Below are 26,331 nucleotides of genomic sequence, written 5' to 3' on the forward strand. Positions count from 1 at the left end.
TTGCCAGATACAGGTTATTGTTGAGAGTTTTCTCTCTCCTGCTGCTGGGTGGTTATCTGACAGGCAATTTGGGTAGGCGTTGCAGCGGCGGCGAAAATTAGTGTTGTTATAATGTAACGAGCCGTGTGTGAAGCACTTTCATTTCTTTGCTACGGCGGCAGTCTCTATAACCGCCGCCGCAAAAAGTGCAGATTTTATGGCGTCTGCGGTTGCTCGTCGGCCACGGCGTTTGGTACTGGCATCGCCGCCTGATTTTCTTCACGGTATTTTTGCTTATCCCAGGCGCGGAAGAATGGATAGTAAATCGCCATTGAAATCAACAAATTGACTACCTGGATCACCGTTCCCGAAATATGGCCGCCGGTCGCCAGATAGCCACTGATGAAAATCGGCGTGGTGAACGGCAAGGCGATACCGACCGGTGGTGTCACCAGCCCGGTCGCCATCGCGCTGTAGGTCACAATCACCAGCACCACCGGTGTCAGAATAAACGGCAGGAAGAAGTACGGGTTCATCACCAGCGGGATCCCGAACACCATAGGTTCGCTAATGTTAAACAGACAACCCGGCGCGGCAATTTTCCCCAACTGTTTCATTTGCGCACTACGGCTGCGCAACAGCATGAAGATCACCAGTCCCAACAGGGCGCCAGTACCGCCGGGCGCAATCCACAGATCGTAAAATTGCTGAGTAATAATGTGTGGGATCGGCTGATTGCTCTGAAACGCCACCAGGTTTTCTGACATATTCGCCAGCCACACCGGTTGAATAAACACCAGCACGATGGCGTCACCATGCAGCCCCAACGTCCACAGCAGCCCAATCAGGATCACCGAGAAAATCATCCCCGGCAGTGTCCCCCCCACATGATGCATTGGAATGCCGATCAGCGTGGCGATCATGGTATTGATATCGCCAAAGGGTGTGGCTTCAACGATCAAACGCAGCAATAAGATCACCGCCAGTACGCAGAACCCTGGGATCAGGGCCAGGAAGGATTTCGCCACCGCCGGCGGTACCCCTTCCGGCATGTTGATCACCAGATTACGGTTATGCACAAAACGGTAGATTTCCGTCGACAGCAGCGCCACAACGATTGCCACAAACAGTCCCTGACTGCCAATAAAATTCATCGGCAGCACGCCTTTAACAATTTGCTCCGCAGCCCCTTTCACCGGTGCGAACAGCGTATGCTGAGGAATGGTCATGATAAACGCCACCAGCGAAACTGCACCGGTACTGAGCGGATCCATCCCGCGGTATTTCTCCGCCAGCCGATAGGCAATACCAAAGCTGGAGATAATCGCCATAATGTCGTAGGTCGCCTTGACCGGATACAGCAACTTGTCCCGCCACGCCGCACCAAACACCTCGCCCATCAGATTGGCGTAGCTGGGGATCGGTAAATAAGCGAAGATCAGGAAAAATGACCCAATTAACATAAACGGCATGTTGAGAATTATGCCGTCCCGCACCGACAAAATATGTTTTTGCCCGGCGATTTTTAACGCCGTCGGCAACACGTAACGTTCCAGAATGCTATTTAGACCCGCCATCATCCCCCCTGCCCGGCAAAGCCGGCTGTCGTGATTGTTATTATGGAATATCGACTTAATTAAACTGCGGTAAATAGGCCTGGTTCAGGCTCAATACCTCGTCCAGCAAGGGTTGTGCGATGCCGACACCGCCAATCAGCGGGTTCACCACCAGCGCCAACAGCGCACTCTGGCGATCGCCATGCACCGCCGCCTCTATGGTCAGCCGTTCAAAATCTTTAACCTGCTGGGTCAAGCCGTTCATCGCCAGTGGCAACGGGCCGAAACTCAGCGGGTGAGCGCCTTGCGCATCGATCACACAGTTGGTTTCAATCACCGCATCATCCGGCAGGCCCTGAATGGCACCGTTATTACGGGTGTTCACCACCAACACCTTGCCGCTGTTATTGTGAATGGCGCGGATCAATTCGACTGCCACCTCAGAATAGAAGGCACCGCCGCGAAAACTCAGTTGCTCCGGTTTTTTATCCAGCGTTGGATCGGCATACAAGGCAAACAGCTCCGCCTCTACCTTCATCACCTGCTCGGCGCGAGTCCCCTGTGCAGCGGCCGCTTCCATCTCTTCTTCCAGCATGCCGGCGGTTTGATAAAAATAGCGGTGGTACGGACAAGGGATCGCCCCCAGCGCCTGCAAAAATGCCGGCGGCCACGGCAGGTCTTTGATGTTGTTCATTGACAGCGTTTCGCCATTGCTCAGCATCTCCAGCACTTTGGCGGTCACATCCTTGCCGCTTTGTGTGACCTGATGCACCCACACCATATGATTCAGCCCGGCGAAACGCAGATCTACCTGATCGTGCGGTGCTTTCAGCATATCGGCGATCATGTGGTGCATGGTGATCGGCACGTTGCACAGACCAATAATCTTCGCCTTGCTGTAACGTGAGACCGCTTCGGTGACGATCCCGGCCGGATTGGTGAAGTTGATAATCCAGGCATCCGGCGCTACCGCTTCAACCGTGCGCGCCACTTCCAGCATGACCGGAATGGTGCGCAATGCCTTGGCAAAGCCGCCGATGCCGGTGGTTTCCTGCCCCAGACGCTGATATTTCAGCCCCAGACGCTCATCGGCGGCCCGGGCGGCCAACTGCCCGACCCGCAACTGGGTCAGTACAAAACTGGCGCCGCGAATAGCCGGCTCCAGCGTGAAATGTACCGAAACCACCACCTGTTCCAGCCCATTACGCTTGAGCATTCGTTTGGTCAATTCGGCAATGATGCCCACTTTCTCACGGCCGGATTCCACGTCGACCAATGCCAGCTCGGTTAATGGAACGTCCTGATAATGTGCGATCAATCCTTCGACCAACTCCGGCGTGTAGCTGCTGCCCCCGCCGATTACGGTGATTTTAGTCATTGCCTGCCCCCTGGGGTAAACGACGATAAAGTTCGATCATGTCAGTGGCCAGATCCTGGATCAGCATCGCATTCATCAAATGATCCTGCGCGTGCACCAGAATTAAACTGACCGGTACCTTTCCACAGCCTTCATCCATACCAATCAGCTCCGTCTGTAGGCTATGCGCCCGGCCGATGCCGGCCTTAGCCTCTTCCAGCCTGACGCCGGCGGCCTCAAATTCACCGCGACGCGCTAACTGCAATGCAGAAAGCAGCGAGCTTCGCGCACTGCCGGCATGGACCAGCAATTCCATCACGCTAGTTTCCAAATCCATCATTACCTCCCCCGCCTGATGACAGGCACGGCGATCCCACTGCGGGTCAGTGAAATAACCCGCAATAAATCAATAAATAAACGAATGTGAGAAGCCCGGTTCCCGAAAGGTTATCAGGCCAGCAGGCCGAGCGCCTTGTCCAGTACCTTGTCGCCGCGCATGGTGCCGTAATCCATCATGTCGATAACCGCCACGGTTTTACCCAAGGGCGCCGCAAGTTCAGAAAGTCGTGCATGTTCATATTTAACCTGCGGCCCCAGCAGTACAATGTCCGCCCGCCCGACGATGCGTTCAAAATCCGCAACCGGTACAGCTTCGATTTCAATATCCAGCGCCCGTTTTTGCGCTTCGGTTTTCATTTTTTGTACCAGCATGCTGGTAGACATTCCTGCGGCGCAGCATAAGACGATTGTTTGCATTTTTCAGTGTCCCGGTTGTTAGCCACCACGGCTGTTCAAATATAAAACAGCTATGTAACACGCTTGTAAATACCTTAGATCCATACGATTTGATTATGATTTTTATTTAATCATTTAAAAACAAAGCATTAGCCAAAAACCGTCATGAAAATTTTTTTCAACACTGTGATCGGCGATCGAGTTGTGGTCGAATTAAAATTCTAAATTTGGATTTTAACGTTTAAAAACAGCAGGATAAATAACCAGTGAATAAACATTGAGAGCAGCGTCGTGTTTTCCCACAGGGTATGTTGAAAATTATTTTCATTGGCTTATTCTGCCGGTTATTGCTTTATGCCGTGCGAAAAACAGGCTAGCTTGAAGCACAGGTCGCCGGTTGGCATAACAGAAGGGACACTGCAGTCATGGATCTCGTTTACCACATTCAGTTTCGCCAGAGTCCGTTCAACCGCCAGGAGGCGAAAATTGCCCGGACCATCCTGGACAACCTCAGCTTCACTTCCACGGCGACCATAGAACAGTTGGCGGAGCGAGCCGGCGTCAGTACCGAGATCGTCGCACATTTTGCTAAAACCCTGGGCTGCCAGGATCTTAACGACTTTATTTCGCTGATGCGCACCCAACCGGTGCCGGTAAACCAGCCTGCAGCAGTAGCGCAACCCGTGCTGGGCGGCATGGATATCGCCTTCGCCTCAGCCGCCGGTATCGGCAAGCTGCCCGGCGTCAGCCCCACGACTTTGAGTCGCTTTGCCAAATCCATCGGTTGTGAAGATATCGGCGACATCGTCTATCAGATCCGCGCGCGGCAAAACCAATTCAGCCAGCAGGAAGCCAAGGTCGCACAGACTATTCTGGACGATATCGCCTTCGCCTCTTCCGCCACTATAGAGCTGCTGGCCAGTCAGGCTGGGGTCAGTCCGGCGACCATCACCCGCTTCGCCAAAACCATCGGTTGTGATGATATTCGCGATCTGCGTATGAAGCTGGCGCAGGCCAGCGTCAGTGGCTCACGCTATTTGAGTACCCAATCTACACCTAATGGGCCACCTAGCTTGTGGTTGCAACGCGTCAACGACGTGGAAGCGACTCTGCATCAACAACTACAACAGGTAGAACATTCGGCGCTAATCGACGCCAGCCAACAGGTGAGCCAATCCAAAAGTGTGCATATTTTTGGCATAAACAGCATGGCGCTGTACGTCAACGAGCTGCAACAACGCCTGGTGGGTCTGGGCTACCCGGCCTTTGCCTGCCAGGATGCGGCACTGATGCGCATGACCGCCTCCACCCTTGGTACGCAACAGTGCGTGATACTGCTGTCGATGAGTGGGGAAAATACCGATTTGCTCAACGCCGCCAGACTGGCCGGTGCCACGGGGGCTTATCGCATCGCTCTGACCCCGGCAGGCAGCACGCTGGCGACGCTGGCAGATAAGGTATTGCCGCTCAGTGGCGGTAGCGCTGCTCGTTATGGGCTAATGCTGACATTGGATTTACTGCTGGCGCAGTTACTGCCCGAGAGTCTGGGCGCACAAGCAGAAGATTAAATCCGCGCTATGGCATCGTTCCGGTAGCCCTCAGGAGCAGCTCACCAGGCTAGGGCAGCGGCCTGAGGATTTTCCTAATTAGCCATCCAGATTGCCGTTGCCTATTGATAGGAATATTCTTACTACGCTATCGTTAACCTACCACCTGGATATCACCCTAAGTGGAATTTGCACGATTTTATTTTTTTATATGGCTTCTCTGCCAGCTTCGGCTGGCGCTTTAAATTTCATCAGCGGTAAAATTCCATGATCGATTACTCCCTTTACGGTCTCAACGATAAAGATATCGAGACCTACCGTGAACAAATCTACAACTTGCTCGGCAAGGGCGTTATTCAGGTGCTCTCCGCCAACCAACCCATCAGCAAGCAAAACATTCTCGCTTATCTGATCAAAGAGATCGAAAGGCAACCCGATGGCTACGGCCAAAAGCTGCACCGAGCGGCAATCGAAGTCATTGGCATCACTGGCCGCTAAGGAACTGCATGCGCAAATCGGATCTCTGTACCATTATCTCCATTGCCGCCGTGGTAGCTATGATGTGGGTGGCGAACTGTAGCGCGGGGTTATAGCACTGCCGTTCGGCCTCCACCAGGAGTGGTCAAGATTTTGAGGAGAAACAGATAAGCACAGTCCCGGCTCAACGGCCGGGTATTTTCGTCAAGCCAGAATGATGATTGTCGCTTGGCTATCAGGATATTATTTGGCACTTGAATAGAATAAAAGGATATCAGGAGGGTATAGCGAAGCGGGTGTCAGAAACAAAAAAACCGCCTCACGGCGGCTACGACATTACTACTTATTGCTTTGATTATTCTTGAATTTATTTTCCTGGTACCCGGGGCGGGACTTGAACCCGCACAGCCATAAGCCGAGGGATTTTAAATCCCTTGTGTCTACCGATTTCACCACCCGGGCTCGGGAAAATTGGAGGCGCGTTCCGGAGTCGAACCGGACTAGACGGATTTGCAATCCGCTACATAACCGCTTTGTTAACGCGCCTAAATTCTATTTGCCTTTTACAGGCTAAAGCTCGTAAAACACCAGCTTTATTAAATTTGGAGCGGGAAACGAGACTCGAACTCGCGACCCCGACCTTGGCAAGGTCGTGCTCTACCAACTGAGCTATTCCCGCATCAATCAGAACTTACTGATTTTTTTGCTATCTTTCGGCAAATCATTGCTGCCGTCTGATGCGATGCATTCTACTTACCTGACGTAATGAGTCAATAAAATTGTTGGCTCATTACGTTTGTTTGACGATTTTTGCAGCGCTTTGATCAGGGTTCCAGCAAATCTTTGCGGGCAGCATTCAAATATTGGAACATTGACCAGAAAGTCAGCACCGCCGCGATGTACAACAAACCAAAGGACACATACTCAACGGTCTGGTCCGGGCGCCACAACAACCCGACCAGCGACATCATTTGCGCCATGGTTTTCACTTTGCCAATCCAGGACACCGCCACGCTGCTGCGCTTACCGATCTCCGCCATCCACTCACGCAGTGACGAGATGATAATTTCACGGGCAATCATGGTCGCCGCAGGCAGGGTGATCCACCAGACATGGTAGTGTTCTGCCACCAGTACCAGCGCCACCGCTACCATCACCTTGTCCGCCACCGGGTCGAGGAACGCCCCAAAACGGGTAGTTTGCTTCCAGCGACGGGCGAGGAAACCATCAAACCAGTCGGTTATGGCAGCAAACACAAAGATGACGGCGCAAACCATCGGAGCCCAGGTGAACGGCAGGTAAAATGCCAGAACAAAGAATGGGATCAGAACTACGCGAAACAGAGTAAGCCAAGTCGGTATATTCAATTGCATAATGCTAGGGTAACTATCTGGCTGGAGTGGGAATTAAGAGTATGTTGCTACATTGCCCTCCGTGTTTCAATGCATTGTAGATCTTTTCTGCCAATGCTTGTGAAATACCCGGCACTTTTGCAATTTCCTCAACGCTGGCGTTCAATAATGGTTGAAGTCCGCCCATATACTTCAACAGCACCTGTCGCCGTTTTGGTCCAACGCCGTCGATCAATTCCAACGCGCTGGTATTTCTTACTTTTGCCCTTCTCTGACGGTGCCCGGTGATCGCGTGGTTATGCGAATCATCACGGATGTGCTGGATCAGATGCAGCGCCGGTGAATCCGACGGCAGGGCGATGCCCTCACCTTCCGGCACAAAGAACAACGTCTCCAACCCGGCTTTGCGGTCAGCGCCTTTGGCGATGCCAATCAGCAAGGGTTTATTTTTATCCCAGCTCACGTTCAGCGAATTAAACACATCAATCGCCATACCTAGCTGCCCTTTACCGCCATCAATGAAGATAACGTCAGGGATTTTTTTCTCTTCCAGAGCCTTACCATAGCGGCGTTTCAACACTTGCGCCATCGCCGCATAGTCATCCCCCGGTGTAATGCCGGTGATATTATAGCGTCGATACTCAGAACGCAGCGGCCCATTCGCGTCAAACACCACACAAGAAGCGACGGTTTGCTCCCCCATGGTATGGCTGATGTCGAAGCACTCCATGCGGTTAATCTCGGAAAGATTCAGTACCTTCGTCAGTTCCGCCAACCGCTGATGAATGGTCGACTGCTGAGAAAGCTTGGTGGTCAAGGCAGTCGCTGCGTTGGTACGCGCCAGTTTAAGGTAGCGTGCGCGATCCCCTCGCGGTTTGCTCTGGATCTGGATTTTACGACCGGCCAATTCAGAGAGCGACTCGGCCAACAGGTCTTTTTCCGGCAAGGTGAAATCCAACAGGATTTCTGCCGGCAAGGTACGCATCTGGCTACCCTGTAGATAGAACTGACCGACAAACGTCTGTACCACTTCGCTCATTTCGGTGCCACCCGGCACTTTTGGGAAGTAGCTGCGGCTGCCCAACACTTTACCCTGGCGAATAAACAGTACGTGCAGGCAGGCCATGCCTGACTCGAATGCCACGCCGATCACATCCAGATCGTCGCTGTTACCGGACACGAACTGACGCTCCGTCACCCTGCGTACCGCCTGGATCTGATCGCGTATCCGTGCCGCCTCTTCGAAGTTCAGTGCCTTGCTGGCGTTTTCCATCCGTTCGATCAACTGATGCAGTACCTGTTGATCCTTGCCGGACAGGAACAGGCGCACATAATCTACCTGCTGGCGATATTCATCTTCACTCACCAGGCCGGCGACACAAGGCCCCAGGCAACGACCGATCTGATACTGCAAACAAGGACGCGAGCGGTTGCGGTACACGCTGTTCTCACACTGGCGTATCGGGAACAGTTTCTGCAGCAGCGCCAGCGTTTCGCGCACGGCATAGGAATTGGGGAATGGGCCGAAATACTCCCCCTTGGCGTGTTTGGCACCACGATGCACGGCCAGCCGTGGGTGGCTGTCCGCACTGAGGAAGATCAGCGGATAAGATTTATCGTCTCGCAAAAGAACATTGTATCGCGGCTGGTATAACTTTATGTAGTTATGTTCCAGTAATAGCGCCTCTGTTTCGGTATGCGTAACAGTTACGTCTATTTGAGCGATATTTTTAACCAACGTCTCGGTTTTACGACTACCCACCTGCTGGCGGAAGTAACTGGCGAGGCGTTTTTTCAGATCTTTGGCTTTACCGACGTAGATAACCGTGCCAGTAGCGTCGTACATTCTGTAGACGCCAGGCTGGCTGGTTACGGTGCTTAGAAATGCTTTGGCATCAAAACGGTCACTCACTGCTTAACAACGTCTCCGCATTGAACAATCCGTGTCGGATAGCCAGGTGGGTCAATTCAACATCACCGCTGATATTCAGCTTGCTGAACATACGGTAACGGTAACTGTTCACCGTTTTAGGGCTGAGACTCAGTTGTTCCGAGATCTCGTTAACCTTTTTGCCTTTGGTGATCATCAGCATAATCTGCAGCTCGCGCTCAGAAAGGCAGCTAAACGGCGTTTCCGTCTGCGGCTCCAGCTGGCTCAGCGCCATCTGCTGGGCAATATCGGACGCGATATAGCGCTGTCCGGCCTGCACCGCACGGATGGCATTGACCACATCCTGTGGTGCCGCGCCCTTACTCAGGTAGCCCGCAGCCCCAGCCTGCATCACCTTGGCAGGCAATGGGTTCTCAGTATGAATAGTCAACATGATAACTTTCACGTCGGGCGCATAACGCACAATCTTGCGCGTGGCTTCCAGCCCGCCAATACCCGGCATGTTCATATCCATAAGAACGATATCTACAGCATTGCCACGGCACCATTTCACGGCGTCTTCACCGCACTGGGCCTCCCCGACAACTTTTATACCTTTGATATCTTCAAGAATGCGTCGTATCCCTGCGCGCACCAGTTCGTGGTCATCAACAAGAAGAACGCTAATCAAGGAAAAATCTCCAAAAAGAAGGGAGTAACGCAATCAGCCTCTGTTATAGCCAGAGATATTACTTGTTTTTCAGACAAGAATGAACACAGATTAATACTTACTCCCGATTAACTTTGCGGAATGGGCCTGATTTTTGAATTTTAGTCACCCAATGCAGCCCGATAAAACCGTGGGTTGCAGAGGAAAAAACGGCGATGTAAATATTACAATCTGCAGTCCTGACCTCAGGATAGTGCGTTTAACCTAAACCGCAGGTAAAATCAGTGTAAGCAATCGCAACACCAATAATATGAACACCCACCTAACGCGGTTGTAATTCATTGAAAAAAAACAATATGATAACTTTATCTTTATCGCACAGGGTGAAATTCATTGCAAAAGAAATTATTCAATCCACGTCGGGCGAACGCCGCTAAGAGACTAATGTTGATCATTTAAATAACAGGAACAAGTTAACAATAACCTGGCGGACAAATACTTATTAACACAGAAAAAATAACTTGGCGGCATTGTTCGGCAAGCTGATTAATTAATCAATAGTGAGTATGCACTATAATGTGAAGTCGGTTAAAACCGGGATAGGTACCCGGCTAACCGCAACGAGCACCGATCCAGCGCTATCAGTGCAGATGGATATCTGCATGCTATGCTATACTCCGCGCCCAGTTAAATACGCGCCTGCAGGTCCGAGTGAATGACATCGGTGTGGGTGCGCATAAAAATGTACATTGTTTCAGGCTTCGGCCTCAAAAATCAGGAGAGAAAATGAGCAACGTTGATTTCACTACGTCTGCAAACCCGGAAACGCTGGCGACAGAAGTTGCCTGCCTTAAAGCTACGCTGACGCTGATCCTGAAGTCGATCGGCCAAGCCGATGCCGGGAAAGTCATTATCAACATGGAACGCTTTATCGCACAGATTGAAGATCCGACCCAGGCTGAAATCTTTAAAAACAGTATCCAACAGATTAAGCACGCTTACCGTCAATAATCTGTCGCCCTTCCGGCCTGCCATCATTGCGGGCCCGTTTCCTCAGCAGCCCCTCCCGAGTCATTGATCCCACTGGTTATTTCAGGCAATGTGTATTTATTTACGCCAGAGAGCACTATGGGCATCCTAGTTAAAGCGCTGATCGGTGCGTTGGTGGTGGTATTAATCGGTCTGCTTGCCAAAAGCCGCAGTTATTATATCGCCGGCCTGGTGCCGCTGTTCCCAACGTTTGCCCTGATCGCCCATTACATTGTCGGCAGCGAACGTTCGATAGAGGCACTGAGAACCACGCTGATCTTCGGTATGTGGGCCGTTTTACCTTACCTGGTGTATCTGATCTCGCTGTATTTCTTTATCAACAGCATGAGATTGTCGTGGGCGTTGGCGGCCGCAGTGCTGTGCTGGATTGCCGCGGCGTGGCTATTGATTACGCTGTGGGGCTGGTGGCAGGGGCGTTAACTGCGCCCCGCCTGAATTACGGCTTACCGGCCTGCAGCACAAAGCCGCGCTGCATATCACCCGCAATGCGGAAATAGCGGCTCTCACCGGCGCGCAGCGTCATTGGCAAGCGCCCGCTGGTATCACGCCAGATGCACAGGCTGTTTTCGATCATATCCTGCCCAATACTGATTTCATTATTGCCTACCGGCACCCGAAACTCGGCCTTTTCTTTGGATGCCAGCGATGCGGCAAACTCTCCGTTGATATAAACCCCGGTCCGGCAGCTTCCTGCCAGCATCCCACTGTCACGCACCACCACTACCGTAGCAAATGGCGTTTGCGGCACGTTCTGATACAGCATTAACCGGCTGGGAGGCGGTGATTCGGCCTGCTGCAAGGGAACCGCCTGAGTGGCACAGCCAGACAACAGCACGGTGGTAACGAGTAACGCGGCGTAATGCTTCATCCTGAACTCCTGAAATAAACCCCTCCTCATACTAGCAAGAGAATTGCCGCTGACTGTAGCGTCGGGACATCATCAATGAAAAATTAGGATAACTTCCAGTGGGCTGGAGAATTTCAGGGGGGAACAATTCCTCGGCGCCGACCACCTGGCCCGTCAGGTCAGGCAACCGACCACCATAAGAAGATTCTGTTGTTAGTATATTGAAATGAATGAGATTTTTATGTTTTCTTTAAAGTTTAACCATGCGCTTTTTGATGTCATCGCGAAAGGCACTGCCCACATAGTTAAAGCCCCCCTCAGTCACATAGACCCGCGAGTAACCGTTTTCTGACAGCGTCGTCACCATATAACCGGCGTTAATCATCTCCGTAGAGGGGGCATTCATAAGGGTAAGAAAACCGCGTCCCCGGCACCATTGATAAAAGCGAGTACGACCATAGCCAAATGAATCACCGACATCAGAAAGGTTTCTCAACCTGTCACAATCATCTGATAATGAAGGTAAATCACCACTATCTTTAGGTATTTCAGGTTTATTTGCCAAAATAAAGCTCCCTTTAATTTCTTCATCATCATGACAAACACTCATCCTTGCTGAATCTAAAAAATTTGCACATAAATTGCAATCTTATTACCGGTAAATTCAATATTGGCTTTAATTTTGATTATTTAGAAAAAGCAATGTAAATATCTTTTCTTTAATAGCCACTGAATAAATATCCTTTTACAGCCAATAATAAGAATAAAACCTTAGGTAATTATCTTAAAAAATAACCCGGATATAGCACCAGAAAAAACTTAGCACGAATATGATAACAAATAAGTATTATTTCACATTCAAATACCCCACCTTGCTACCCTCATTACCTCAACCTCATCTAAACAATAATTATTATCATTTCCAATTTTAGCATCAGTTTATTACACTCATGCCCCACCTCGCCTAGGAAGATTCTTAGCGTGTGTTTACAGGACGAAATGAAGAGTTAGGGATACCATGAAGACGTACAGATTTTTGATTTTATTGCCATTAGTCACATTGACGGCCTGCACCCAATGGGAGAGAGCCGGTGCCGGTAACGCCACACGCGAAGCAGAATACGCGGAATGCAAGGGGCGAGGCTACGAACGTTTCCCCCCCGATGTGGTGAGGGATTTTGAGTTTAGCTACGAAAACCAATACCAGAGCTGTGAGAAAGACAAGAAAGACTGCCCGAAAGGCTACCGTTACGATAAACAGCCCTCGTTTAAAACAGTGCAAAATGATCGTAATGAAGGCGCCCGCTCGGCGACCATCGAAGCCTGTATGTATGGCAAAGGCTGGCATGAGAAAACCTATTACTGGCCACAGTAACAGGCGTGACGGCACAGTTGAAATCTTGTTCTGTTCACACAGCTTGCCGCTGGGGATGACTCATCATCACCGTGCGGCATGCCTGAGTGCCGCAGGCCTATCCGTCGGTCTCGATGTGCCCCAACCGGGCCAGGGTGGCTACTCTGGCTGGCGTCAACGGGACCCGCGGGGCCGGCAGTGGCCAATCGAGCAAATGGCGCGCCGCCGTCGCACAGATCTTGCCCTGGCAAGCGCCCATACCACAGCGGCTGCTCAACTTGGCCGCTGTCCAATCCGCAAATCCACTTAACTGACGCAGAGACACATCCTCACAGCGACACAATAGCGTTTCCGGTGTCGCCAGCGTTTTCAGCACCGGGTTGAGCATAAAGGTTCGCGTTACCGCACTGGCAAATCGCCGCCACTTATCGCATTGCGCCATCAAGGCTCGCGCCTGCGCCAGGTTGCCGGTGGCGGCATAACCGGCAATAGCCCCCTCCGTCAATGCCAACTCGCTGCCACCGATCCCGGTACATTCACCGGCAGCATAAATCTGCGGCTGACTGCTTTGCTGGTAAAGATCCACGGCAACCGCATCATTTTGGATACGGCATCCCATCAGCATCGCCAGTTCGATATTCGCCACCAACCCAAAACCACAGGCCAGACGATCGCAGTCTAGCGTAACCTCGCGAACCCCATTTTGGAGCCTAACCGCCGTCAGCCGCTGTTCGCCCAACGCCTCCAGCACATAGCTGTCAGGACGAAAATGTCGGTTGAACAGGCTAAAGGACTGCCGTAACTTCACCGGCCAGCGCCACAAACCACCGGCAAATGCCGTCAACCGCGCGACTGATGCCTGTTCCGCCAGCATCACCACTTCGCCACCGGCTTTCACCACGCTGGTAGCCACGGCCAACAGCAATGGCCCGCTACCGGCAATGGCGACCCGTTCCCCTTTGATAGACAACCCCTGTTTAATTTGCGCCTGCAATCCGCCGGCACCGGTCACCCCAGGCAGTGTCCAGCCGGGAAACGGCAACAGAAGTTCCCGGGCCCCACAGCACAGGATCAATGCTTGATAATCCACGGTCCCGCTGCCCGCCGCATCTTCATAGAGAATTTTCTGCGGCCCACACTGGGCGACAATTTTCACACCGTTAAGCAGCGCAACATTACTCAGTGCCCCGACGGCCTGTCGATATTGTTGAGCCAGCGCCGGCAATGCCACGTTCGGCCCGTCACACCAGATCTGCCCACCGGGCCGCAGGTTATCGTCGAGCACCAACACGGACTGACCACTCTCTGCCGCCGCACGGGCTGCCGCCAAACCTGCCGGACCGGCACCGATAATCAGCACATCACACGTGAGATCACTCATTTTCTGTCCTCTCAATACGCATTCCAGGCTGGCATAACGTCTGACACGCCAAACGCCGCAGGCCATTCACCGTGACGCGGCACTCCTGGCAGATGCCCATGCCACAAAACGGTGTGCGGGGTTGCCCATTGACCGAGATGCGGCAGCTATCCCGCCCACTCAGACTGAGCGCCGCGGCCACGCTGGATCCCTCCGGTACGCAGAGGCTTTCACCGTCAAGGGTCAGTGTCAGTAAATTCTGTTTTTGGATCATACCGACAAGGCCTCCTTGCGGAACATTCGTGCCGCCAGATAAGGGGTAGCATCAATCGCCGGTCGATGGTTATGGATCTGCGCCGTAATCAGCGCGGCACTGCCCAGCGCGGTGGTGACGCCCAGGCCTTCATGCCCCAACGCCAGCCACAGCCAGCGATGTTGTGGATGCGGCCCGAGTAGCGGCAAACCGTCGGCGGACGCGGCGCGCTGGCCGGTCCAGCAGCGGATAATGTTCATCTGCGCCAATGCGGGCAGAAAAGTGGTAGCCCGCACCAGCATTGCAGTCAGTAACGGCATATCGATGTCGCTGCCAGGAGCATCAAACTGGCGGGAGGAGCCGATCAACAGTTGGCCTGTTGGCCGAGCCTGAACGTTAAATGCCACCGAGGTACCGTCGCTGGCGTGAGCACTGGCACCATAACCCAGTTCAACCAATTGGTGACGCACCCGTTGCGGGTAGCGATCGGTGATCGCCAGATGCCCTTTCTTGGCGCGTAACAAGGGTTGTTCCAGTAACTTGTCAGCCTGCAACCCACAGGCCAGTATCACCACCGGCGCCGTCAGCCGTTCGCCACTCGTCAGCACCACTGCCTGCTGTTCCAGCGCGGTGACTTCCCCCGCAATTACCCTGACCGCCACCCCGGCGTCGGCCACTAACCAGCGGGCGACATTGGGCGCATAAACAATGCCGTCGCCCGGCACGCGCAAGCCACCGGCCAGTCCGGGCCGCAGCATGGGCTCATGAGCAGCAACCTGCGCGGCGCTCAGTATTTCGCTCGCCACCCCGAACTCCGCCATGCGTTGCAGTTTTCCTTCGGCAATCGCCATTTCATCGTCCCGCTCCGCCAGCCACAGCGTACCGCAGCCGCGCCAGGCACAGCTTTCCGGCATGCGATCCACCAGGTTACGCCACAGTTGCAATGAATAGGCGCTTAAAGCCAACTCGGCGGAATTATCATCCATACAAACCAGGTGCCCCATCCCGGCCGCCGTCGCCCCGGCACGCTGGTTGTCCACCAGCAACACTCGTAACCCTTGCTGCGCCAGCTGCCAGGCGCAGGCGGCACCGATGATACCGGCGCCCACCACTATCGCATCCGCCCGCCCGCCAGTAACCATCAGCGGATCCCCCAAACGAAGGGATCGCGCTCGTCCAGCAGTAGTTGGCTGTCGGCACACACATAGGCCTGACCGCGAATAAAGGGCGTCACGCGATCGCCGTTACGTTGGTAATAGCCGCTGAACTGGCTGCCAATCACACTTGCCTGGTGCCAGATCTCATCCGGCAGCAGTTTGCCGTCGGCCGCCAGACAGGCCAGTTTGGCGCTGGTGCCGGTGCCGCAAGGTGAGCGATCGTAAGCCTTGCCAGGACACAGCACGAAGTTGCGACTGTCGGCCTGCGCGTCGTCAGCAAAGAGTTCGATATGATCGATAACACCACCGTCTTCCCCATAAATCCCCTCGCTCTCAAGCGCCTGGCGCACCGCCCAGCTAAAGGCGGTGAGTGCATCCAGATTTTGCGTATTGATCGCCAGATGATGCTCGCCGATCAGGAAAAACCAGTTACCGCCCCAGGCGATATCCCCCACCACCGGTCCGTAGCCGCTGACCTCAACCCTGACCTGTCGGCGATACCGATAGGCCGGGACGTTTTCCACCGTCACGCTGCCGTCCTGATGCAAGGTGGCGTTCACCGTGCCCACCGGGGTTTCTATCAGGTGCTCACCGACGCCAATGCGTCCCAGGTAGGCCAGCGAGGCCACCAGACCGATAGTGCCATGACCGCACATGCCCAAATAACCGCTGTTGTTGAAGAAAATCACCCCGGCAGCGGCCTGCGGTGAGCAGGGCTGGCACAGCAAGGCCCCCACCAGCACGTCGTTGCCGCGAGGTTCCAGAATGATCGCGCTACGCCAGTCGTCATACTGTTGAGCAAACAGCGCCTTGCGCTCAGCCATACTGCCGGTGCCCAAATCGGGGAATCCTTCGACAATCAGTCGGGTGGGTTCCCCGGCGGTATGGGAATCGATCGCCCGCAGCGCGGTGAAATGCGAAGAAAGTGCCATCGGAGTCTCCTGGGTTAATGAAATGTTACCGATGGGGCTAGACTGACCGAATATGTTGACGGCGGCTTGATGGATTTCGGCGTGGCTAATGCAGAAATCAGCACAATCCTCCAGGCGGGATGGTGTCGGGGCGGTACACCCCAGGGAACAAAAGTATGCGGTCATCCGCATAATTGGCAGCTAAGCTTGAAAAGTTATAAGAAAGTTAATATTGATTAAGCGCGCCAAAACGGCCTCTTCGGCCGCCTCAGACTCTGTGTCACCCAGCGGGAAAAGGTAATGCTATGCGTTTAGCCCAAGATCATCAGGTTGTTACGGCTCCTCTCCCCCTTATCGAGGAACCGGAAGAGGACATTTTTGCCGTTGAACAACTGTCCCGCTGGTGTGATGGCCTGGCGCAACAGCGTCCGAACACCCTGCACGACCTGCTAAATTCACTGGCTTTGATTGCACCGCTGCTCAACGCCATTCCCAACGTGGTGTTCTTCATCAAAGACCTGCAAGCGCGTTACCTGCTGGCCAACCTGACGCTGGCCAAACGTTGTGGCTTTAAAACCGTCACGCCGCTGCTGGGGAAAACCTCGGCGGACGTGTTTCCGGCCCAATTAGGGTCAGGTTATACCGAGCAGGATCTGCGCGTACTACGCAACGGTGTGCTGATCCAGGACCAACTGGAGATGCACCTGTACAGTGGCCGCGAGACCGGCTGGTGCCTGACACAAAAGCTGGCGCTGTACGATGCGCAGGGCACCATCATCGGTATGGCGGGCATCTCGCACGATCTGCAGGAGGCCAAAGCCAACCACCCTGCCTATCAGCGACTGGCGGCGATCGACGTCTATATTCGTCAACATTACGCCCGACCGATTGCCCTTGAGGAATTAACCGCACTCACTGCCCTTTCCGTGGCGCAGATCGAACGTTACTGCAAACGTATTTTTCACCTCACGCCACGCCAGATGATCCACAAGGTTCGACTGGAAAAAGCCACCGAACTGCTGGCAGGCGACTTGCCGATTACCGATATTGCCCTGCAGTGCGGCTACACCGATCACAGCGCATTCAGCCGCCAATTCAAAGCCATGACCGGGTCTACACCGCGCGACTTCCGCACCACCCTATCCCCTTAACCCTCTGATTTAATTTATTAATAGAATTCACTTCGACGCTTTTAAGGTCAGGCTTTTCGCCGTCTGATGCGCGGCACCACTGTGCCAATTTCGTCATGGCATTCGGAGAAAACCGTCAAGCCCCTGCGGACAATACAGGTCAATCTGTGATTGGATTTTACCAATAATTCACCATTGATTAACAAACTTGGACGACAGGACAAACACTATGAGCCATAAAGCCATTAGCTGGAGCGGCGTATTCCCGGCGGTCAGCACTCAGTTTCGTAGCGATTTTTCTCTGGATCTCGACGCCACCCATACGGTGATCAAAAACCTGGTCAAAGACGGCGTTTCTGGCCTGGTGGTGTGCGGCACCGTGGGCGAAAACACTTCGATGACCGTTCAGGAAAAACTGTCGGTGATTGAAGTGGCGCGCGATGCCGCGCAAGGCAAGGTCCCGGTGATTGCCGGCATTGCCGAATTCACCACTGCCTTTGCCCGCGATATGGCACGTGAAGCGCAAAAGGTCGGCGTCGACGGCATTATGGTCATGCCTGCGCTGGTCTACTCCGCTAAACCTCACGAAACGGCCGCCCACTTTCGCAGCGTCGCCACGGCCACCGATCTGCCGATCATGGTCTACAACAACCCGCCGATTTACAAAAACGACGTGACGCCGGACATCCTGACGTCGTTGGTTGATTGCGAAAATATCGTGTGCTTCAAGGACTCTTCCGGCGATACCCGTCGCTTTATCGACCTGCGTAACGAGGTCGGCGATCGCTTTGTGCTGTTCGCCGGGCTCGATGACGTGGTGCTGGAAAGCATTGCCGTCGGCGCCGAAGGCTGGATCTCCGGCATGTCCAACGCCTTCCCGCGTGAAGGCGAGACCCTGTTCCGCCTGGCGAAGCAAAAACGCTTTGAAGAAGCACTGGCGCTGTACAGCTGGTTTATGCCGTTGCTGCATCTGGATGCGCGGCCGGACCTGGTGCAGTGCATCAAGCTGTGTGAGGAGTTGGTAGGTCGCGGCAGCGCCATCACCCGTCCACCCCGTTTGGCACTGCAGGGCGATACGCTGGCCGAAGTCACCGCCGTGGTTAAAAAAGCGCTGGCAAACCGCCCTGCGCTGCCGGATGTCGGCCTGTAATTGCCACTCTCGCCCGGCCGCCTGCCGGGCCTGAACACTTGCCAACCGGGGGAACCCATGCCTAACGCCCATACCATCAGCGGTCAACAGTTTATTGGCGGCCAACGCCGCGCCAGCGGTGAGGCCGAACTGGTTAGCCTGCGCGCCGATAATGGCCAACCAACCGGCCACCGTTTTTTCTCGGCCAGCATCGTAGAAACCGCCGCCGCCGCCGATGCCGCCGCACAGGCGTTCACCGCCTATTCTCAACTCAGTGCCGAACGCCGGGCTGACTTTCTTGAGGCGATTGCCGGGCAGTTGGATGCACTGGATGAGGAATTCTTTACCTTCGCCATGCAGGAAACCGCCCTGCCATTAGCGCGTTTGACCGGCGAGCGTGCCAGAACCAGTGGCCAGATGCGGTTATTTGCCACCCTGTTGCGCCGTGGTGATGTGCATGCTGTGCGTATCGACAGCGCGCTACCCCAGCGGACGCCGCTACCCCGTCCGGATCTACGCCAATACCGCACGGCGCTCGGTCCGGTGGCGGTGTTTGGCGCCAGCAATTTCCCGCTGGCCTTCTCTACCGCGGGTGGTGATACCGCCGCCGCATTGGCCGCAGGTTGCCCGGTGGTGTTCAAGGCGCACGGTGGCCATATGATCACCGCCGAGCTAACCGCACAGGCGATTGAACGGGCCAGAGAACAGCAACAGATCCCGGCCGGGGTATTCAACATGATTTACGGCGAGCGCATTGGTGCGGAACTGGTACAGCACCCGGCCATTCAGGCGGTGGGCTTTACCGGCTCGCTGCGCGGCGGCAGAGCCTTGTTCGATCTGGCCATGCGCCGTCCGCATCCCATCCCGGTCTTTGCCGAGATGTCGAGTATCAACCCGCTGATCATCATGCCGCAGGCGTTAGCCCAGCGCGGGCAACAGATCGCACGCGATCTGGTTGCCTCTTTCACGCTGGGTTGCGGCCAGTTCTGTACCAAGCCGGGGCTGATCATCGGCCAACGCGGCGAAGCATTCAGCCAGTTTATCCGTGAATTAACCGAGCGGGTGAACGCCGCCGCCCCGCAACCGATGCTCAATGCCGGCACGCTAGCCCATTACCGTAGCGGATTGGCGGCACTGGATCAGCACCAAGGTATTCGCCATCTGGCCGGTGATCCTGAGGTTCGGCCTCATCTGGCGGCGCCACAACTGTATCAGGCCGACAGTCATTTACTCCTCAGCGGGGATCCGTTGTTGCAGGAAGAAGTGTTTGGCCCAGTTGCCATTGTGGTGACGGTAGAAAACCACCAGCAACTGACCGCTGCCCTGGAAAGCCTGCAAGGGCAACTGACCGCCACGCTGCTGACCGACCCAGACGATCTGGCCGACGCCGCGCCGCTGGCGCAGTTGCTAACCCGTAAAGCCGGACGAGTGCTGTTCAACGGCTACCCGACCGGCGTCGAAGTGTGCGACGCCATGGTACACGGCGGCCCTTATCCGGCCACCAGCGATGCCCGTGGCACCTCGGTCGGTACGCTGGCCATTGAACGTTTCCTGCGCCCGGTCTGCCTGCAAAATTACCCGGCTGCGTTATTGCCGCCACCGTTGCAAGACAGTAATCCACTTGGCCTGCTGAGGCTGGTTAACGGTATTTACACCCGAGATCCGATCCACTCACCTGCCAGCAACTAGCCCGGCCGCATCTGCCTGCCACCTAATAACAAAAGGGTAAACCCATGACAACCCAAGGCAAATTCAAGAAGCAGCTTACGCTCACCGATTTGACGTTTATCGGCCTGGGCGCAATTTTTGGTTCCGGCTGGCTGTTCGCTGCCAGCCACGTCTCTTCCATCGCCGGTCCCGCCGGCATCTACTCCTGGCTGATCGGCGGTTTAGCCGTACTGTTGCTGGGCATTGTTTACTGTGAACTGGGTGCTGCGCTGCCCCGTGCTGGCGGCATTATCCGCTACCCGGTGTTCTCCCACGGCGAACTGATGGGCTATCTGCTGGGGTTTATTACCCTGATCGCCTTCTCCAGCCTGATATCGATTGAGATCGTCGCGGCCCGCCAGTATGCCGCCGCCTGGTTTCCCTTTCTGAGCCAGCCCGGCTCCGGTAACCCGACGCTGATCGGCTGGCTGGTCCAGCTCCTGCTACTGTGCTTTTTCTTCGCCCTGAATTACTACAGCGTCAAAACCTTTGCCAAATCCAACAATCTGATCAGCGTGATTAAATTCGTGGTACCGCTGCTGGTGATTGTGGTGTTGTTCAGCTTCTTCAAACCCGAAAATCTGCACAGTCAGGGGTTTGCGCCCTTTGGCTCCGCCGGGGTGGAAGCGGCCATTTCTGCCGGGGGGATTATCTTCGCCTATCTGGGCCTGACGCCGATCATCTCGGTCGCCAGCGAGGTGCAAAATCCGCAGCGCACCATTCCTATCGCGCTGATCCTGTCGGTGGTGTTGTCTACCATCATTTATGTACTGCTGCAGGTGGCCTTCCTCGGCAGTATTCCCAGCGAAATGCTGAGCGGCGGCTGGGCCGGTATCAGCCAGCAATTTTCCCTGCCTTATCGTGACATCGCCATCACCCTGGGTATGGGCTGGCTGGCGTTTCTGGTGGTGAGCGATGCGATTATCTCACCGAGCGGCACCGGCAATATTTACATGAACGCCACCCCACGCGTGGTGTACGGCTGGGCCCGTGCAGGTACCTTCTTTAAGATCTTTACCCGCGTCGACGGCGAATCCGGTATTCCACGCCCTGCGCTGTGGCTGACCTTTGCACTGTCGATCTTCTGGACGCTGCCCTTCCCCTCCTGGGAGAAGCTGATCGGTGTAGTCTCCGCCGCGCTGGTGCTGAGTTACGCCATTGCACCAGTCACCGCTGCCGGTCTGCGGCGCAATGCGCCGGATCTGCCGCGTCCCTTCTTCGTGCGCGGGTTCTGCGTACTCGGGCCGGTGTCATTTATCATTTCAGCGCTGATCGTTTACTGGTCCGGCTGGAACACCGTGTCCTGGCTGCTCGGCCTGCAGATCCTGATGTTTGTGGTTTATATCCTGTTCAAGAACAAGGTGCCGACCCACGCCGTCAGCCTGAAGCAACAGATTTGGTCGTCGCTGTGGCTGATTGCCTTCTACGGGCTGATTATTGCCGCGTCCTATCTCGGCAGTTTTGGTGGCATTAATGCCATTGGCCACCCGTGGGACACCATCACGGTGGCGGTCATTGCGTTGGCGATCTATTACTGGGGCGCCTATACCTGTTTACCTCAGGCGAATTTTGCCGGTGATGAAGAAGAGTAACCGCAGAGGAGATAGCTGATGACACAAACCCAGAGCCTGAGCTTGAAAGAGGCCTATGATCTTGCGCTGCGCGCACTACGCAGCAACGGTTTCAGTGCCGAACATGCCGATGCTGTCGCGCAGAATGTGACGGCTGGTGAGCGCGACGGCTGTGCCTCGCACGGTCTGTACCGGGTGCTTGGCTGCGTGCGTTCGCTGCTGGCCGGCAAGGTGTCCGCCGATGCGCTCCCGACGCTGGTCGATCAAGCTCCGGCGATCTTGCGAGTAGATGCCCACGACGCCTTTTCGCTGTTGGCCTACCGTACCGCGCTACCGGCGTTTATTGATAAGGTGCGCACTAACGGCATCGCCGCATTGGCGATTAATCACTGCGTACATTACTCCGCGCTGTGGGCCGATATCGAGCCCCTGACCGATCGGGGATTGGTGGCACTGGCCTGTACTCCGAGCCATGCCTGGGTGACGCCGGCGGGGGGAACCCGGCCGCTGTTTGGCACCAATCCGATTGCCTTCGGCTGGCCGCGTCCGCAGCTTCCACCCTTTATTTTCGATATGGCCACCAGCGCGGCGGCACGCGGCGAGATTGAGCTGCATCGCCGCGCAGGGACACCACTGCCGCCGGGTTGGGGCATCGATCAACAGGGGGAACCTTCTACCGATGCCGCCAGCGTGTTGCAGGGAGCGATGCTGACCTTTGGCGGTCATAAGGGGTCGGCGCTGGCGGCCATGGTTGAGCTGATCGCCGGGCCGTTAATTGGCGATATGACCAGTAAGGAGTCGCTGGCCTACGATCGGCAGACCGGCTCCTCCCCTTACGGTGGCGAGCTGATCATCGCGATGGATCCCGATCGTTTCCTGGGGGCGGACAAAGCGCTGCATTTGGCCAGGGCGGAAGCCTTATTTGCGGATATGAGCGAGCAAGGGGCGCGTATTCCGGGAGAACGGCGTTTTCAGCGGCGGCAGTACAGCGAGCAGCACGGCATTAGCTTGCCGCAGACGCTGTATGACGAGATTGTGGCTCTCTGCCGCTAATAGTCCCCCTCTCCTGTGGGAGAGGGGGACTCTCACCTAAGCTACAGCTACGTCTAAAAAATTACCTGACCACCATCACCGAGATATTGGCGTGACGCACAATGGCTGCGGCGTTGGAGCCCAGCAGGTAGGTTTTCACACTCGGGCGGCGTGAGCCGATGATGATCAGATCGGCCCTGATTTCCTCTGCCAGCAGCAGTACCTCATCGCGCGGCGAACCAAAGCTGACGGTGTAATCCAGGCGATCCAGCGGAATATCGATTTCCGAGATGATTTTTTTGAGTTTATCCACCGCCTTCACTTCCGCCTGATTCTCAAACTCCTTGATACCGAAAGAATAAGCGGTAACAAATGCCGACGCATCCGGCAACGCATGGAAGAAATGCACTTTGGCACCGGATATTTTCGCCAGGTACTCAACATGTTCCAGCGCATGCTCGGTCAACAGATCTTCTTCAATATCTATCGGCACTAATATGGTCTTGTACATATCACATCCCTTCTATGTCACCTTGGTGCCTACAGGGTACTGCCGGGAAGGATAAGGGTGAACCGCTTTCTCGCGCTTTTGTGATCGGCGGTAAATACTGGTTAGGATAATTCCTTATTTAACAAAATATAAACATCACATCACTAACGGCTAGCCACTTAATTATTTCAAACCGGGTTAAATAAGCTGTAAATACACCGCTTTCGCCGTGGCGGCAGTTTTATTGGCCACCGACAGCTTTTTAATCGAATTACCAATGTGGAAATTCACCGTCCGCTCACTCAGCCCCATTAACAGAGCGGTTTCTTCTGAGGTTTTTCCTTCGCTGCACCAGCGTAAAATATCCTTTTCGCGCAGCGTCAGCACATCCTTGATCGCCTCGTCGTTCACCGATATTAATGCTTCACGCAGCGTTTTATGAACAATCTGCGCCAACCACAAAAAGAATGTTTCGTTACGCGCACTGGCCTGCGGTGACTGAACGGGAATACTCTTGCCGGCAAAGGTGAGGATCCCCAGTCGGCCATAGCAATCCTTGATTGACTGCGACCAGCCTTCACGGATGCCAAACTGCGCCATGCGCCACCACAGTTCTGGCTTGTCCTGGTAGAAGTGTTCATCCCAGTAAAATTGCAGCGTAGAGTGGTGGGCCTGCTCAATCACCGGATCCTGTAGGTAGACCCGCAGCTTGCGGTAGTCCTCCAGGTAGGCGTCGGGGAAATTGCCCTCTATCAACATTTTGGGGCGGCTGGCCGGGTAGCAGGAAAAAACCGTATAAGAAAAGTATTCAAAACCCAGCGCCTGAGCGCAAGGTTCCAGTTGGCTTAAAAAAGCCTCGCGGTCTGGCAGACGGGTCAGTAAGGCATCCATCAAAGGCTGAAGGTGGGTGTCCATAAAACAGGTTCTCCAGAAAGCCGCACCGGGTTATCGATAAGTAAGATTAACTATAGTGGAGGGCTCTGGGTGACAACAGCCGTTTCATAGTATAAAAAATTCCATAGCTATAACAAAAACAGCTATCCCCCCTCAAATATGAATAAATAACGCCCTTTAAATGGCGTCAATTCCAGAAATTACGCGAATAACATAAAGCCAATTTATTGTAAACCTGTCACTTCTACCGTTAGACACTGACAGCGCCGCCCATTACCTTCGCCATAGGCACCTGATGCTTTTTAAATCCGAATAAATAATAAGTATTTGCGAATTTTGCAAGGCAGAAAAATACTCACGGGGATTTTTATGGCAGAGAATCATTCGGCAATCCATTCGGTCGCTGTTATTGGTGCCGGAACCATGGGCAGAGGTATTGCCTATCTTCTGGCGCAGAACGGCATACGAACCCTGCTTTATAATCGTAGCGGTAATAATCTGGACCAGGCCCGTGACTATATTATCCGTGACCTGGATAAGAAAATAGACAACGGAAAAATAAGCCCACAGAAAAAAGGCGAAGTATTGGCCAACCTGGTTTTCTCTCCCATTTTCGATGCTATCGCCGACAGCGATCTGGTGATTGAAACCATCGCAGAGCATGAGACCACCAAGCATGAAATCCTTACGGCGATTGCGGCCACGGTGAAAAAAGAGGCGATTATCGCCACCAACACCTCATCGCTGTCGTTGAATAAGCTGGCGGCAGGCGTCGAAAACAACGCCCGTTTTATTGGCCTGCACTTCTTCAACCCGGCCCCGCTGATGAAACTGATCGAGATTATTCCGTCCTATTTTACCAGCCGGGCTACCAGCCTGCGCTGCCAGCAGTTGGTGACGGCGCTAGGCAAACAGTTTGTGGTCTGCAAAGCCACGCCGGGTTTTATCGTCAACCGGATGGCACGGCCTTTTTATCTGGAAGGGTTCCGGCTGTTGGAAGAAAACGTGGCGCTGGCACCGCAGATCGACCGCGCCCTCAAGGCCGGTGGCCACTTTCGCATGGGCCCTTTAGAGCTGACCGACTTTATCGGCCAGGATATTAACTATCAGGTCAGCAGCCAGATTTGGCAGGACATGCAGTACGACCCTCGCTATACCCCCGGCCATTTGCAACGTTCGCTGGTGGATGCCGGGTTGCTGGGGAAGAAAAACGGCCGATCCTTTTTTGCCGCCCCTGCTGCCGAACCCAACCCCCTCGATGCAGGCAGCGGCACGCTGACTTCCCTGCATTTTTATGGCGAACATACCCTGTTCGATCTGCTGCAACAGCGCGCGTTGGCTATTTGGCCAGCGCTGCAGATTATTCACCAGCCGGAACGGCCGACGCTGGGCCGCTTTATCCGGGTAAATGACGCTTTGGCCGTCAAAATCACCGACGGTCGCACGGCCAACCTGCTTGCTGAATTAACCGATCTCGACACCTTTGTGATCGACGCCGCATTGAATTACAGCGATACCGCCTATCTGGTGGCCGCCCACAATCAGGATGCCGTCGAGGCCAATAAGGCGCTGTTTCTGACGCTGCTGCAAACGTTGATCCCACAGGTGGAGTTTATTAAAGACTCCCCAGGGCTGATCGTCGCCCGGGTCCTGAGCAGCCTGATCAATGAGTCGGTGATCATGGTGGAGAGCGGGGTTTGCAGCCGGGCAGATATCGATATTGCCGCCGTGGCGGGCGTTAACTATGCCGATGGCATCTTTGCCTGGCTGACGCAGCTCGGGCAAAAAAACGTGAAATCAACGCTGGATAATATGGCGCAACTGCTGCATTCCGCCCGCTATTACCCGCATTACTCATTGCTGAATGCCCCCCGGCCCGAACTGGCCGTCGCGCCGTAAGGAA

The 26,331-nt window shown here is 54.5% G+C and carries 26 protein-coding genes and 3 tRNA genes; 11 read left to right on the top strand and 18 right to left on the bottom strand.

The features are described from left to right. Positions 1-194: 194 nt before the first annotated feature. From celB to OC597_RS01000, 4 genes are all read right to left on the bottom strand, one after another. The gene (celB, locus tag OC597_RS00985; protein ID WP_261253664.1) at positions 195-1,556 is read right to left on the bottom strand and encodes a PTS cellobiose transporter subunit IIC; all 1,362 of its coding nucleotides are present in this window, start codon (positions 1,554-1,556) and stop codon (positions 195-197) included. A 55-nt stretch (positions 1,557-1,611) separates the two neighbouring features. After that, positions 1,612-2,913: a 6-phospho-beta-glucosidase gene (locus OC597_RS00990; RefSeq protein ID WP_262207046.1), complete on the bottom strand. Its 1,302-nt coding sequence runs from the start codon at positions 2,911-2,913 to the stop codon at positions 1,612-1,614. Then, entirely contained in the window at positions 2,906-3,232 is a 327-nt protein-coding gene (locus tag OC597_RS00995; RefSeq protein WP_261253662.1) for a PTS lactose/cellobiose transporter subunit IIA, read from the bottom strand. Before OC597_RS00995 ends, OC597_RS00990 begins: the two co-directional genes overlap by 8 nt. Positions 3,233-3,342: 110 nt before the next feature. After that, positions 3,343-3,648, bottom strand: a complete 306-nt coding sequence (locus tag OC597_RS01000) for a PTS sugar transporter subunit IIB (protein ID WP_261253659.1) — start codon at positions 3,646-3,648, stop codon at positions 3,343-3,345. Positions 3,649-4,052: 404 nt separating this feature from the next. On the opposite strand from OC597_RS01000, the gene OC597_RS01005 reads away from it, so the two are divergent. Next, entirely contained in the window at positions 4,053-5,195 is a 1,143-nt protein-coding gene (locus OC597_RS01005; RefSeq protein ID WP_261253651.1) for a MurR/RpiR family transcriptional regulator, read from the top strand. A 246-nt stretch (positions 5,196-5,441) separates the two neighbouring features. Beyond that, complete coding sequence (locus tag OC597_RS01010) at positions 5,442-5,672, top strand: biofilm development regulator YmgB/AriR family protein (protein WP_261253639.1); 231 nt, start codon at positions 5,442-5,444, stop codon at positions 5,670-5,672. Positions 5,673-6,027: 355 nt separating this feature from the next. On the opposite strand, the gene OC597_RS01015 is transcribed toward OC597_RS01010, so the two are convergent. The 6 genes from OC597_RS01015 to uvrY all read right to left on the bottom strand — a co-directional run bounded on the left by OC597_RS01015 (position 6,028) and on the right by uvrY (position 9,564). Next, positions 6,028-6,113: transfer RNA gene (locus OC597_RS01015), tRNA-Leu, on the bottom strand. 10 nt (positions 6,114-6,123) lie between these two features. Continuing rightward, a tRNA-Cys gene (locus OC597_RS01020) sits at positions 6,124-6,197 on the bottom strand. 57 nt (positions 6,198-6,254) lie between these two features. Next, positions 6,255-6,330, bottom strand: a tRNA-Gly gene (locus OC597_RS01025). A gap of 145 nt (positions 6,331-6,475) precedes the next feature. Then, positions 6,476-7,024: a CDP-diacylglycerol--glycerol-3-phosphate 3-phosphatidyltransferase gene (gene pgsA / locus OC597_RS01030; RefSeq protein WP_085116190.1), complete on the bottom strand. Its 549-nt coding sequence runs from the start codon at positions 7,022-7,024 to the stop codon at positions 6,476-6,478. Between the two features lie 13 nt (positions 7,025-7,037). After that, complete coding sequence (gene uvrC, locus OC597_RS01035) at positions 7,038-8,915, bottom strand: excinuclease ABC subunit UvrC (RefSeq protein ID WP_262207048.1); 1,878 nt, start codon at positions 8,913-8,915, stop codon at positions 7,038-7,040. Then, complete coding sequence (gene uvrY / locus OC597_RS01040) at positions 8,908-9,564, bottom strand: UvrY/SirA/GacA family response regulator transcription factor (protein WP_012006273.1); 657 nt, start codon at positions 9,562-9,564, stop codon at positions 8,908-8,910. Before uvrY ends, uvrC begins: the two co-directional genes overlap by 8 nt. A 765-nt stretch (positions 9,565-10,329) precedes the next feature. Between uvrY and OC597_RS01045 the strand changes: the two genes are divergently transcribed. Both OC597_RS01045 and OC597_RS01050 read left to right on the top strand, forming a co-directional pair. Further along, positions 10,330-10,554 (top strand): DUF2594 family protein, encoded by a 225-nt coding sequence (locus tag OC597_RS01045; protein WP_020826235.1) that lies wholly within the window; start codon positions 10,330-10,332, stop codon positions 10,552-10,554. A 117-nt stretch (positions 10,555-10,671) separates the two neighbouring features. Then, on the top strand, positions 10,672-11,013 hold the full coding sequence (locus OC597_RS01050; RefSeq protein ID WP_085116188.1) for a GlpM family protein: 342 nt from the start codon (positions 10,672-10,674) through the stop codon (positions 11,011-11,013). Between the two features lie 16 nt (positions 11,014-11,029). Here the strand turns inward: OC597_RS01050 and OC597_RS01055 are convergent, their stop codons facing one another. Continuing rightward, positions 11,030-11,461, bottom strand: a complete 432-nt coding sequence (locus OC597_RS01055; protein WP_112350440.1) for a hypothetical protein — start codon at positions 11,459-11,461, stop codon at positions 11,030-11,032. A gap of 229 nt (positions 11,462-11,690) precedes the next feature. Continuing rightward, entirely contained in the window at positions 11,691-12,050 is a 360-nt protein-coding gene (locus tag OC597_RS01060) for a hypothetical protein (RefSeq protein ID WP_262207052.1), read from the bottom strand. Between the two features lie 408 nt (positions 12,051-12,458). On the opposite strand from OC597_RS01060, the gene OC597_RS01065 reads away from it, so the two are divergent. Then, the gene (locus tag OC597_RS01065; RefSeq protein WP_261253628.1) at positions 12,459-12,815 is read left to right on the top strand and encodes a hypothetical protein; all 357 of its coding nucleotides are present in this window, start codon (positions 12,459-12,461) and stop codon (positions 12,813-12,815) included. Between the two features lie 97 nt (positions 12,816-12,912). Here the strand turns inward: OC597_RS01065 and OC597_RS01070 are convergent, their stop codons facing one another. Genes OC597_RS01070 through OC597_RS01085 form a run of 4 tightly spaced genes read right to left on the bottom strand, consistent with a single transcriptional unit; the run spans position 12,913 to position 16,496 of the window. Then, positions 12,913-14,175 (bottom strand): NAD(P)/FAD-dependent oxidoreductase, encoded by a 1,263-nt coding sequence (locus OC597_RS01070; protein ID WP_262207054.1) that lies wholly within the window; start codon positions 14,173-14,175, stop codon positions 12,913-12,915. Then, on the bottom strand, positions 14,168-14,428 hold the full coding sequence (locus OC597_RS01075) for a (2Fe-2S)-binding protein (RefSeq protein ID WP_085116185.1): 261 nt from the start codon (positions 14,426-14,428) through the stop codon (positions 14,168-14,170). The genes OC597_RS01070 and OC597_RS01075 overlap by 8 nt, the downstream gene beginning before the upstream one ends. After that, positions 14,425-15,549 (bottom strand): NAD(P)/FAD-dependent oxidoreductase, encoded by a 1,125-nt coding sequence (locus tag OC597_RS01080; RefSeq protein WP_262207056.1) that lies wholly within the window; start codon positions 15,547-15,549, stop codon positions 14,425-14,427. The genes OC597_RS01075 and OC597_RS01080 overlap by 4 nt, the downstream gene beginning before the upstream one ends. After that, positions 15,549-16,496 (bottom strand): 4-hydroxyproline epimerase, encoded by a 948-nt coding sequence (locus tag OC597_RS01085; RefSeq protein WP_262207058.1) that lies wholly within the window; start codon positions 16,494-16,496, stop codon positions 15,549-15,551. The genes OC597_RS01080 and OC597_RS01085 overlap by 1 nt, the downstream gene beginning before the upstream one ends. A 284-nt stretch (positions 16,497-16,780) precedes the next feature. Between OC597_RS01085 and OC597_RS01090 the strand changes: the two genes are divergently transcribed. The 5 genes from OC597_RS01090 (at position 16,781) to OC597_RS01110 (ending at position 23,065) form a co-directional block, all read left to right on the top strand. Next, a complete protein-coding gene (locus tag OC597_RS01090) occupies positions 16,781-17,626 on the top strand; it encodes an AraC family transcriptional regulator (protein WP_261253602.1) in 846 nt (281 codons plus the stop codon). Positions 17,627-17,834: 208 nt separating this feature from the next. Then, positions 17,835-18,755 (top strand): dihydrodipicolinate synthase family protein, encoded by a 921-nt coding sequence (locus OC597_RS01095; RefSeq protein WP_099061667.1) that lies wholly within the window; start codon positions 17,835-17,837, stop codon positions 18,753-18,755. 57 nt (positions 18,756-18,812) lie between these two features. Continuing rightward, positions 18,813-20,423, top strand: coding sequence for an aldehyde dehydrogenase (NADP(+)) (locus tag OC597_RS01100; protein ID WP_261424434.1), 1,611 nt, complete (start codon positions 18,813-18,815; stop codon positions 20,421-20,423). A 44-nt stretch (positions 20,424-20,467) separates the two neighbouring features. Then, positions 20,468-22,033, top strand: coding sequence for an APC family permease (locus OC597_RS01105; RefSeq protein ID WP_262207061.1), 1,566 nt, complete (start codon positions 20,468-20,470; stop codon positions 22,031-22,033). Between the two features lie 18 nt (positions 22,034-22,051). Continuing rightward, on the top strand, positions 22,052-23,065 hold the full coding sequence (locus tag OC597_RS01110; RefSeq protein ID WP_262207063.1) for an Ldh family oxidoreductase: 1,014 nt from the start codon (positions 22,052-22,054) through the stop codon (positions 23,063-23,065). Positions 23,066-23,126: 61 nt separating this feature from the next. Here OC597_RS01110 and OC597_RS01115 read toward each other — a convergent pair whose 3' ends face one another. Both OC597_RS01115 and OC597_RS01120 read right to left on the bottom strand, forming a co-directional pair. After that, the gene (locus OC597_RS01115) at positions 23,127-23,555 is read right to left on the bottom strand and encodes a universal stress protein (protein WP_261424436.1); all 429 of its coding nucleotides are present in this window, start codon (positions 23,553-23,555) and stop codon (positions 23,127-23,129) included. Positions 23,556-23,732: 177 nt separating this feature from the next. Then, on the bottom strand, positions 23,733-24,449 hold the full coding sequence (locus OC597_RS01120; protein ID WP_262207065.1) for an autoinducer binding domain-containing protein: 717 nt from the start codon (positions 24,447-24,449) through the stop codon (positions 23,733-23,735). Positions 24,450-24,797: 348 nt separating this feature from the next. Here OC597_RS01120 and OC597_RS01125 point away from each other — a divergent pair, with 348 nt between their 5' ends. Beyond that, positions 24,798-26,327, top strand: coding sequence for a 3-hydroxyacyl-CoA dehydrogenase NAD-binding domain-containing protein (locus OC597_RS01125; protein ID WP_262207066.1), 1,530 nt, complete (start codon positions 24,798-24,800; stop codon positions 26,325-26,327). Positions 26,328-26,331 lie beyond the last annotated feature (4 nt).

This window comes from Serratia proteamaculans (genome assembly GCF_946227095.1).
Classification (GTDB): Bacteria; Pseudomonadota; Gammaproteobacteria; order Enterobacterales; family Enterobacteriaceae; genus Serratia; species Serratia proteamaculans_E.

Bases quoted from the DNA above. Each gene is read 5' to 3' on its own strand.
- celB (WP_261253664.1), bottom strand. From the start codon at position 1,556: ATGGCGGGTCTAAATAGCATTCTGGAACGTTACGTGTTGCCGACGGCG.
- OC597_RS00990 (WP_262207046.1), bottom strand. From the start codon at position 2,913: ATGACTAAAATCACCGTAATCGGCGGGGGCAGCAGCTACACGCCGGAG.
- OC597_RS00995 (WP_261253662.1), bottom strand. From the start codon at position 3,232: ATGATGGATTTGGAAACTAGCGTGATGGAATTGCTGGTCCATGCCGGC.
- OC597_RS01000 (WP_261253659.1), bottom strand. From the start codon at position 3,648: ATGCAAACAATCGTCTTATGCTGCGCCGCAGGAATGTCTACCAGCATG.
- OC597_RS01005 (WP_261253651.1), top strand. From the start codon at position 4,053: ATGGATCTCGTTTACCACATTCAGTTTCGCCAGAGTCCGTTCAACCGC.
- OC597_RS01010 (WP_261253639.1), top strand. From the start codon at position 5,442: ATGATCGATTACTCCCTTTACGGTCTCAACGATAAAGATATCGAGACC.
- pgsA (WP_085116190.1), bottom strand. From the start codon at position 7,024: ATGCAATTGAATATACCGACTTGGCTTACTCTGTTTCGCGTAGTTCTG.
- OC597_RS01045 (WP_020826235.1), top strand. From the start codon at position 10,330: ATGAGCAACGTTGATTTCACTACGTCTGCAAACCCGGAAACGCTGGCG.
- OC597_RS01050 (WP_085116188.1), top strand. From the start codon at position 10,672: ATGGGCATCCTAGTTAAAGCGCTGATCGGTGCGTTGGTGGTGGTATTA.
- OC597_RS01055 (WP_112350440.1), bottom strand. From the start codon at position 11,461: ATGAAGCATTACGCCGCGTTACTCGTTACCACCGTGCTGTTGTCTGGC.
- OC597_RS01060 (WP_262207052.1), bottom strand. From the start codon at position 12,050: ATGAGTGTTTGTCATGATGATGAAGAAATTAAAGGGAGCTTTATTTTG.
- OC597_RS01065 (WP_261253628.1), top strand. From the start codon at position 12,459: ATGAAGACGTACAGATTTTTGATTTTATTGCCATTAGTCACATTGACG.
- OC597_RS01070 (WP_262207054.1), bottom strand. From the start codon at position 14,175: ATGAGTGATCTCACGTGTGATGTGCTGATTATCGGTGCCGGTCCGGCA.
- OC597_RS01075 (WP_085116185.1), bottom strand. From the start codon at position 14,428: ATGATCCAAAAACAGAATTTACTGACACTGACCCTTGACGGTGAAAGC.
- OC597_RS01080 (WP_262207056.1), bottom strand. From the start codon at position 15,549: ATGGTTACTGGCGGGCGGGCGGATGCGATAGTGGTGGGCGCCGGTATC.
- OC597_RS01085 (WP_262207058.1), bottom strand. From the start codon at position 16,496: ATGGCACTTTCTTCGCATTTCACCGCGCTGCGGGCGATCGATTCCCAT.
- OC597_RS01090 (WP_261253602.1), top strand. From the start codon at position 16,781: ATGCGTTTAGCCCAAGATCATCAGGTTGTTACGGCTCCTCTCCCCCTT.
- OC597_RS01095 (WP_099061667.1), top strand. From the start codon at position 17,835: ATGAGCCATAAAGCCATTAGCTGGAGCGGCGTATTCCCGGCGGTCAGC.
- OC597_RS01100 (WP_261424434.1), top strand. From the start codon at position 18,813: ATGCCTAACGCCCATACCATCAGCGGTCAACAGTTTATTGGCGGCCAA.
- OC597_RS01105 (WP_262207061.1), top strand. From the start codon at position 20,468: ATGACAACCCAAGGCAAATTCAAGAAGCAGCTTACGCTCACCGATTTG.
- OC597_RS01110 (WP_262207063.1), top strand. From the start codon at position 22,052: ATGACACAAACCCAGAGCCTGAGCTTGAAAGAGGCCTATGATCTTGCG.
- OC597_RS01115 (WP_261424436.1), bottom strand. From the start codon at position 23,555: ATGTACAAGACCATATTAGTGCCGATAGATATTGAAGAAGATCTGTTG.
- OC597_RS01120 (WP_262207065.1), bottom strand. From the start codon at position 24,449: ATGGACACCCACCTTCAGCCTTTGATGGATGCCTTACTGACCCGTCTG.
- OC597_RS01125 (WP_262207066.1), top strand. From the start codon at position 24,798: ATGGCAGAGAATCATTCGGCAATCCATTCGGTCGCTGTTATTGGTGCC.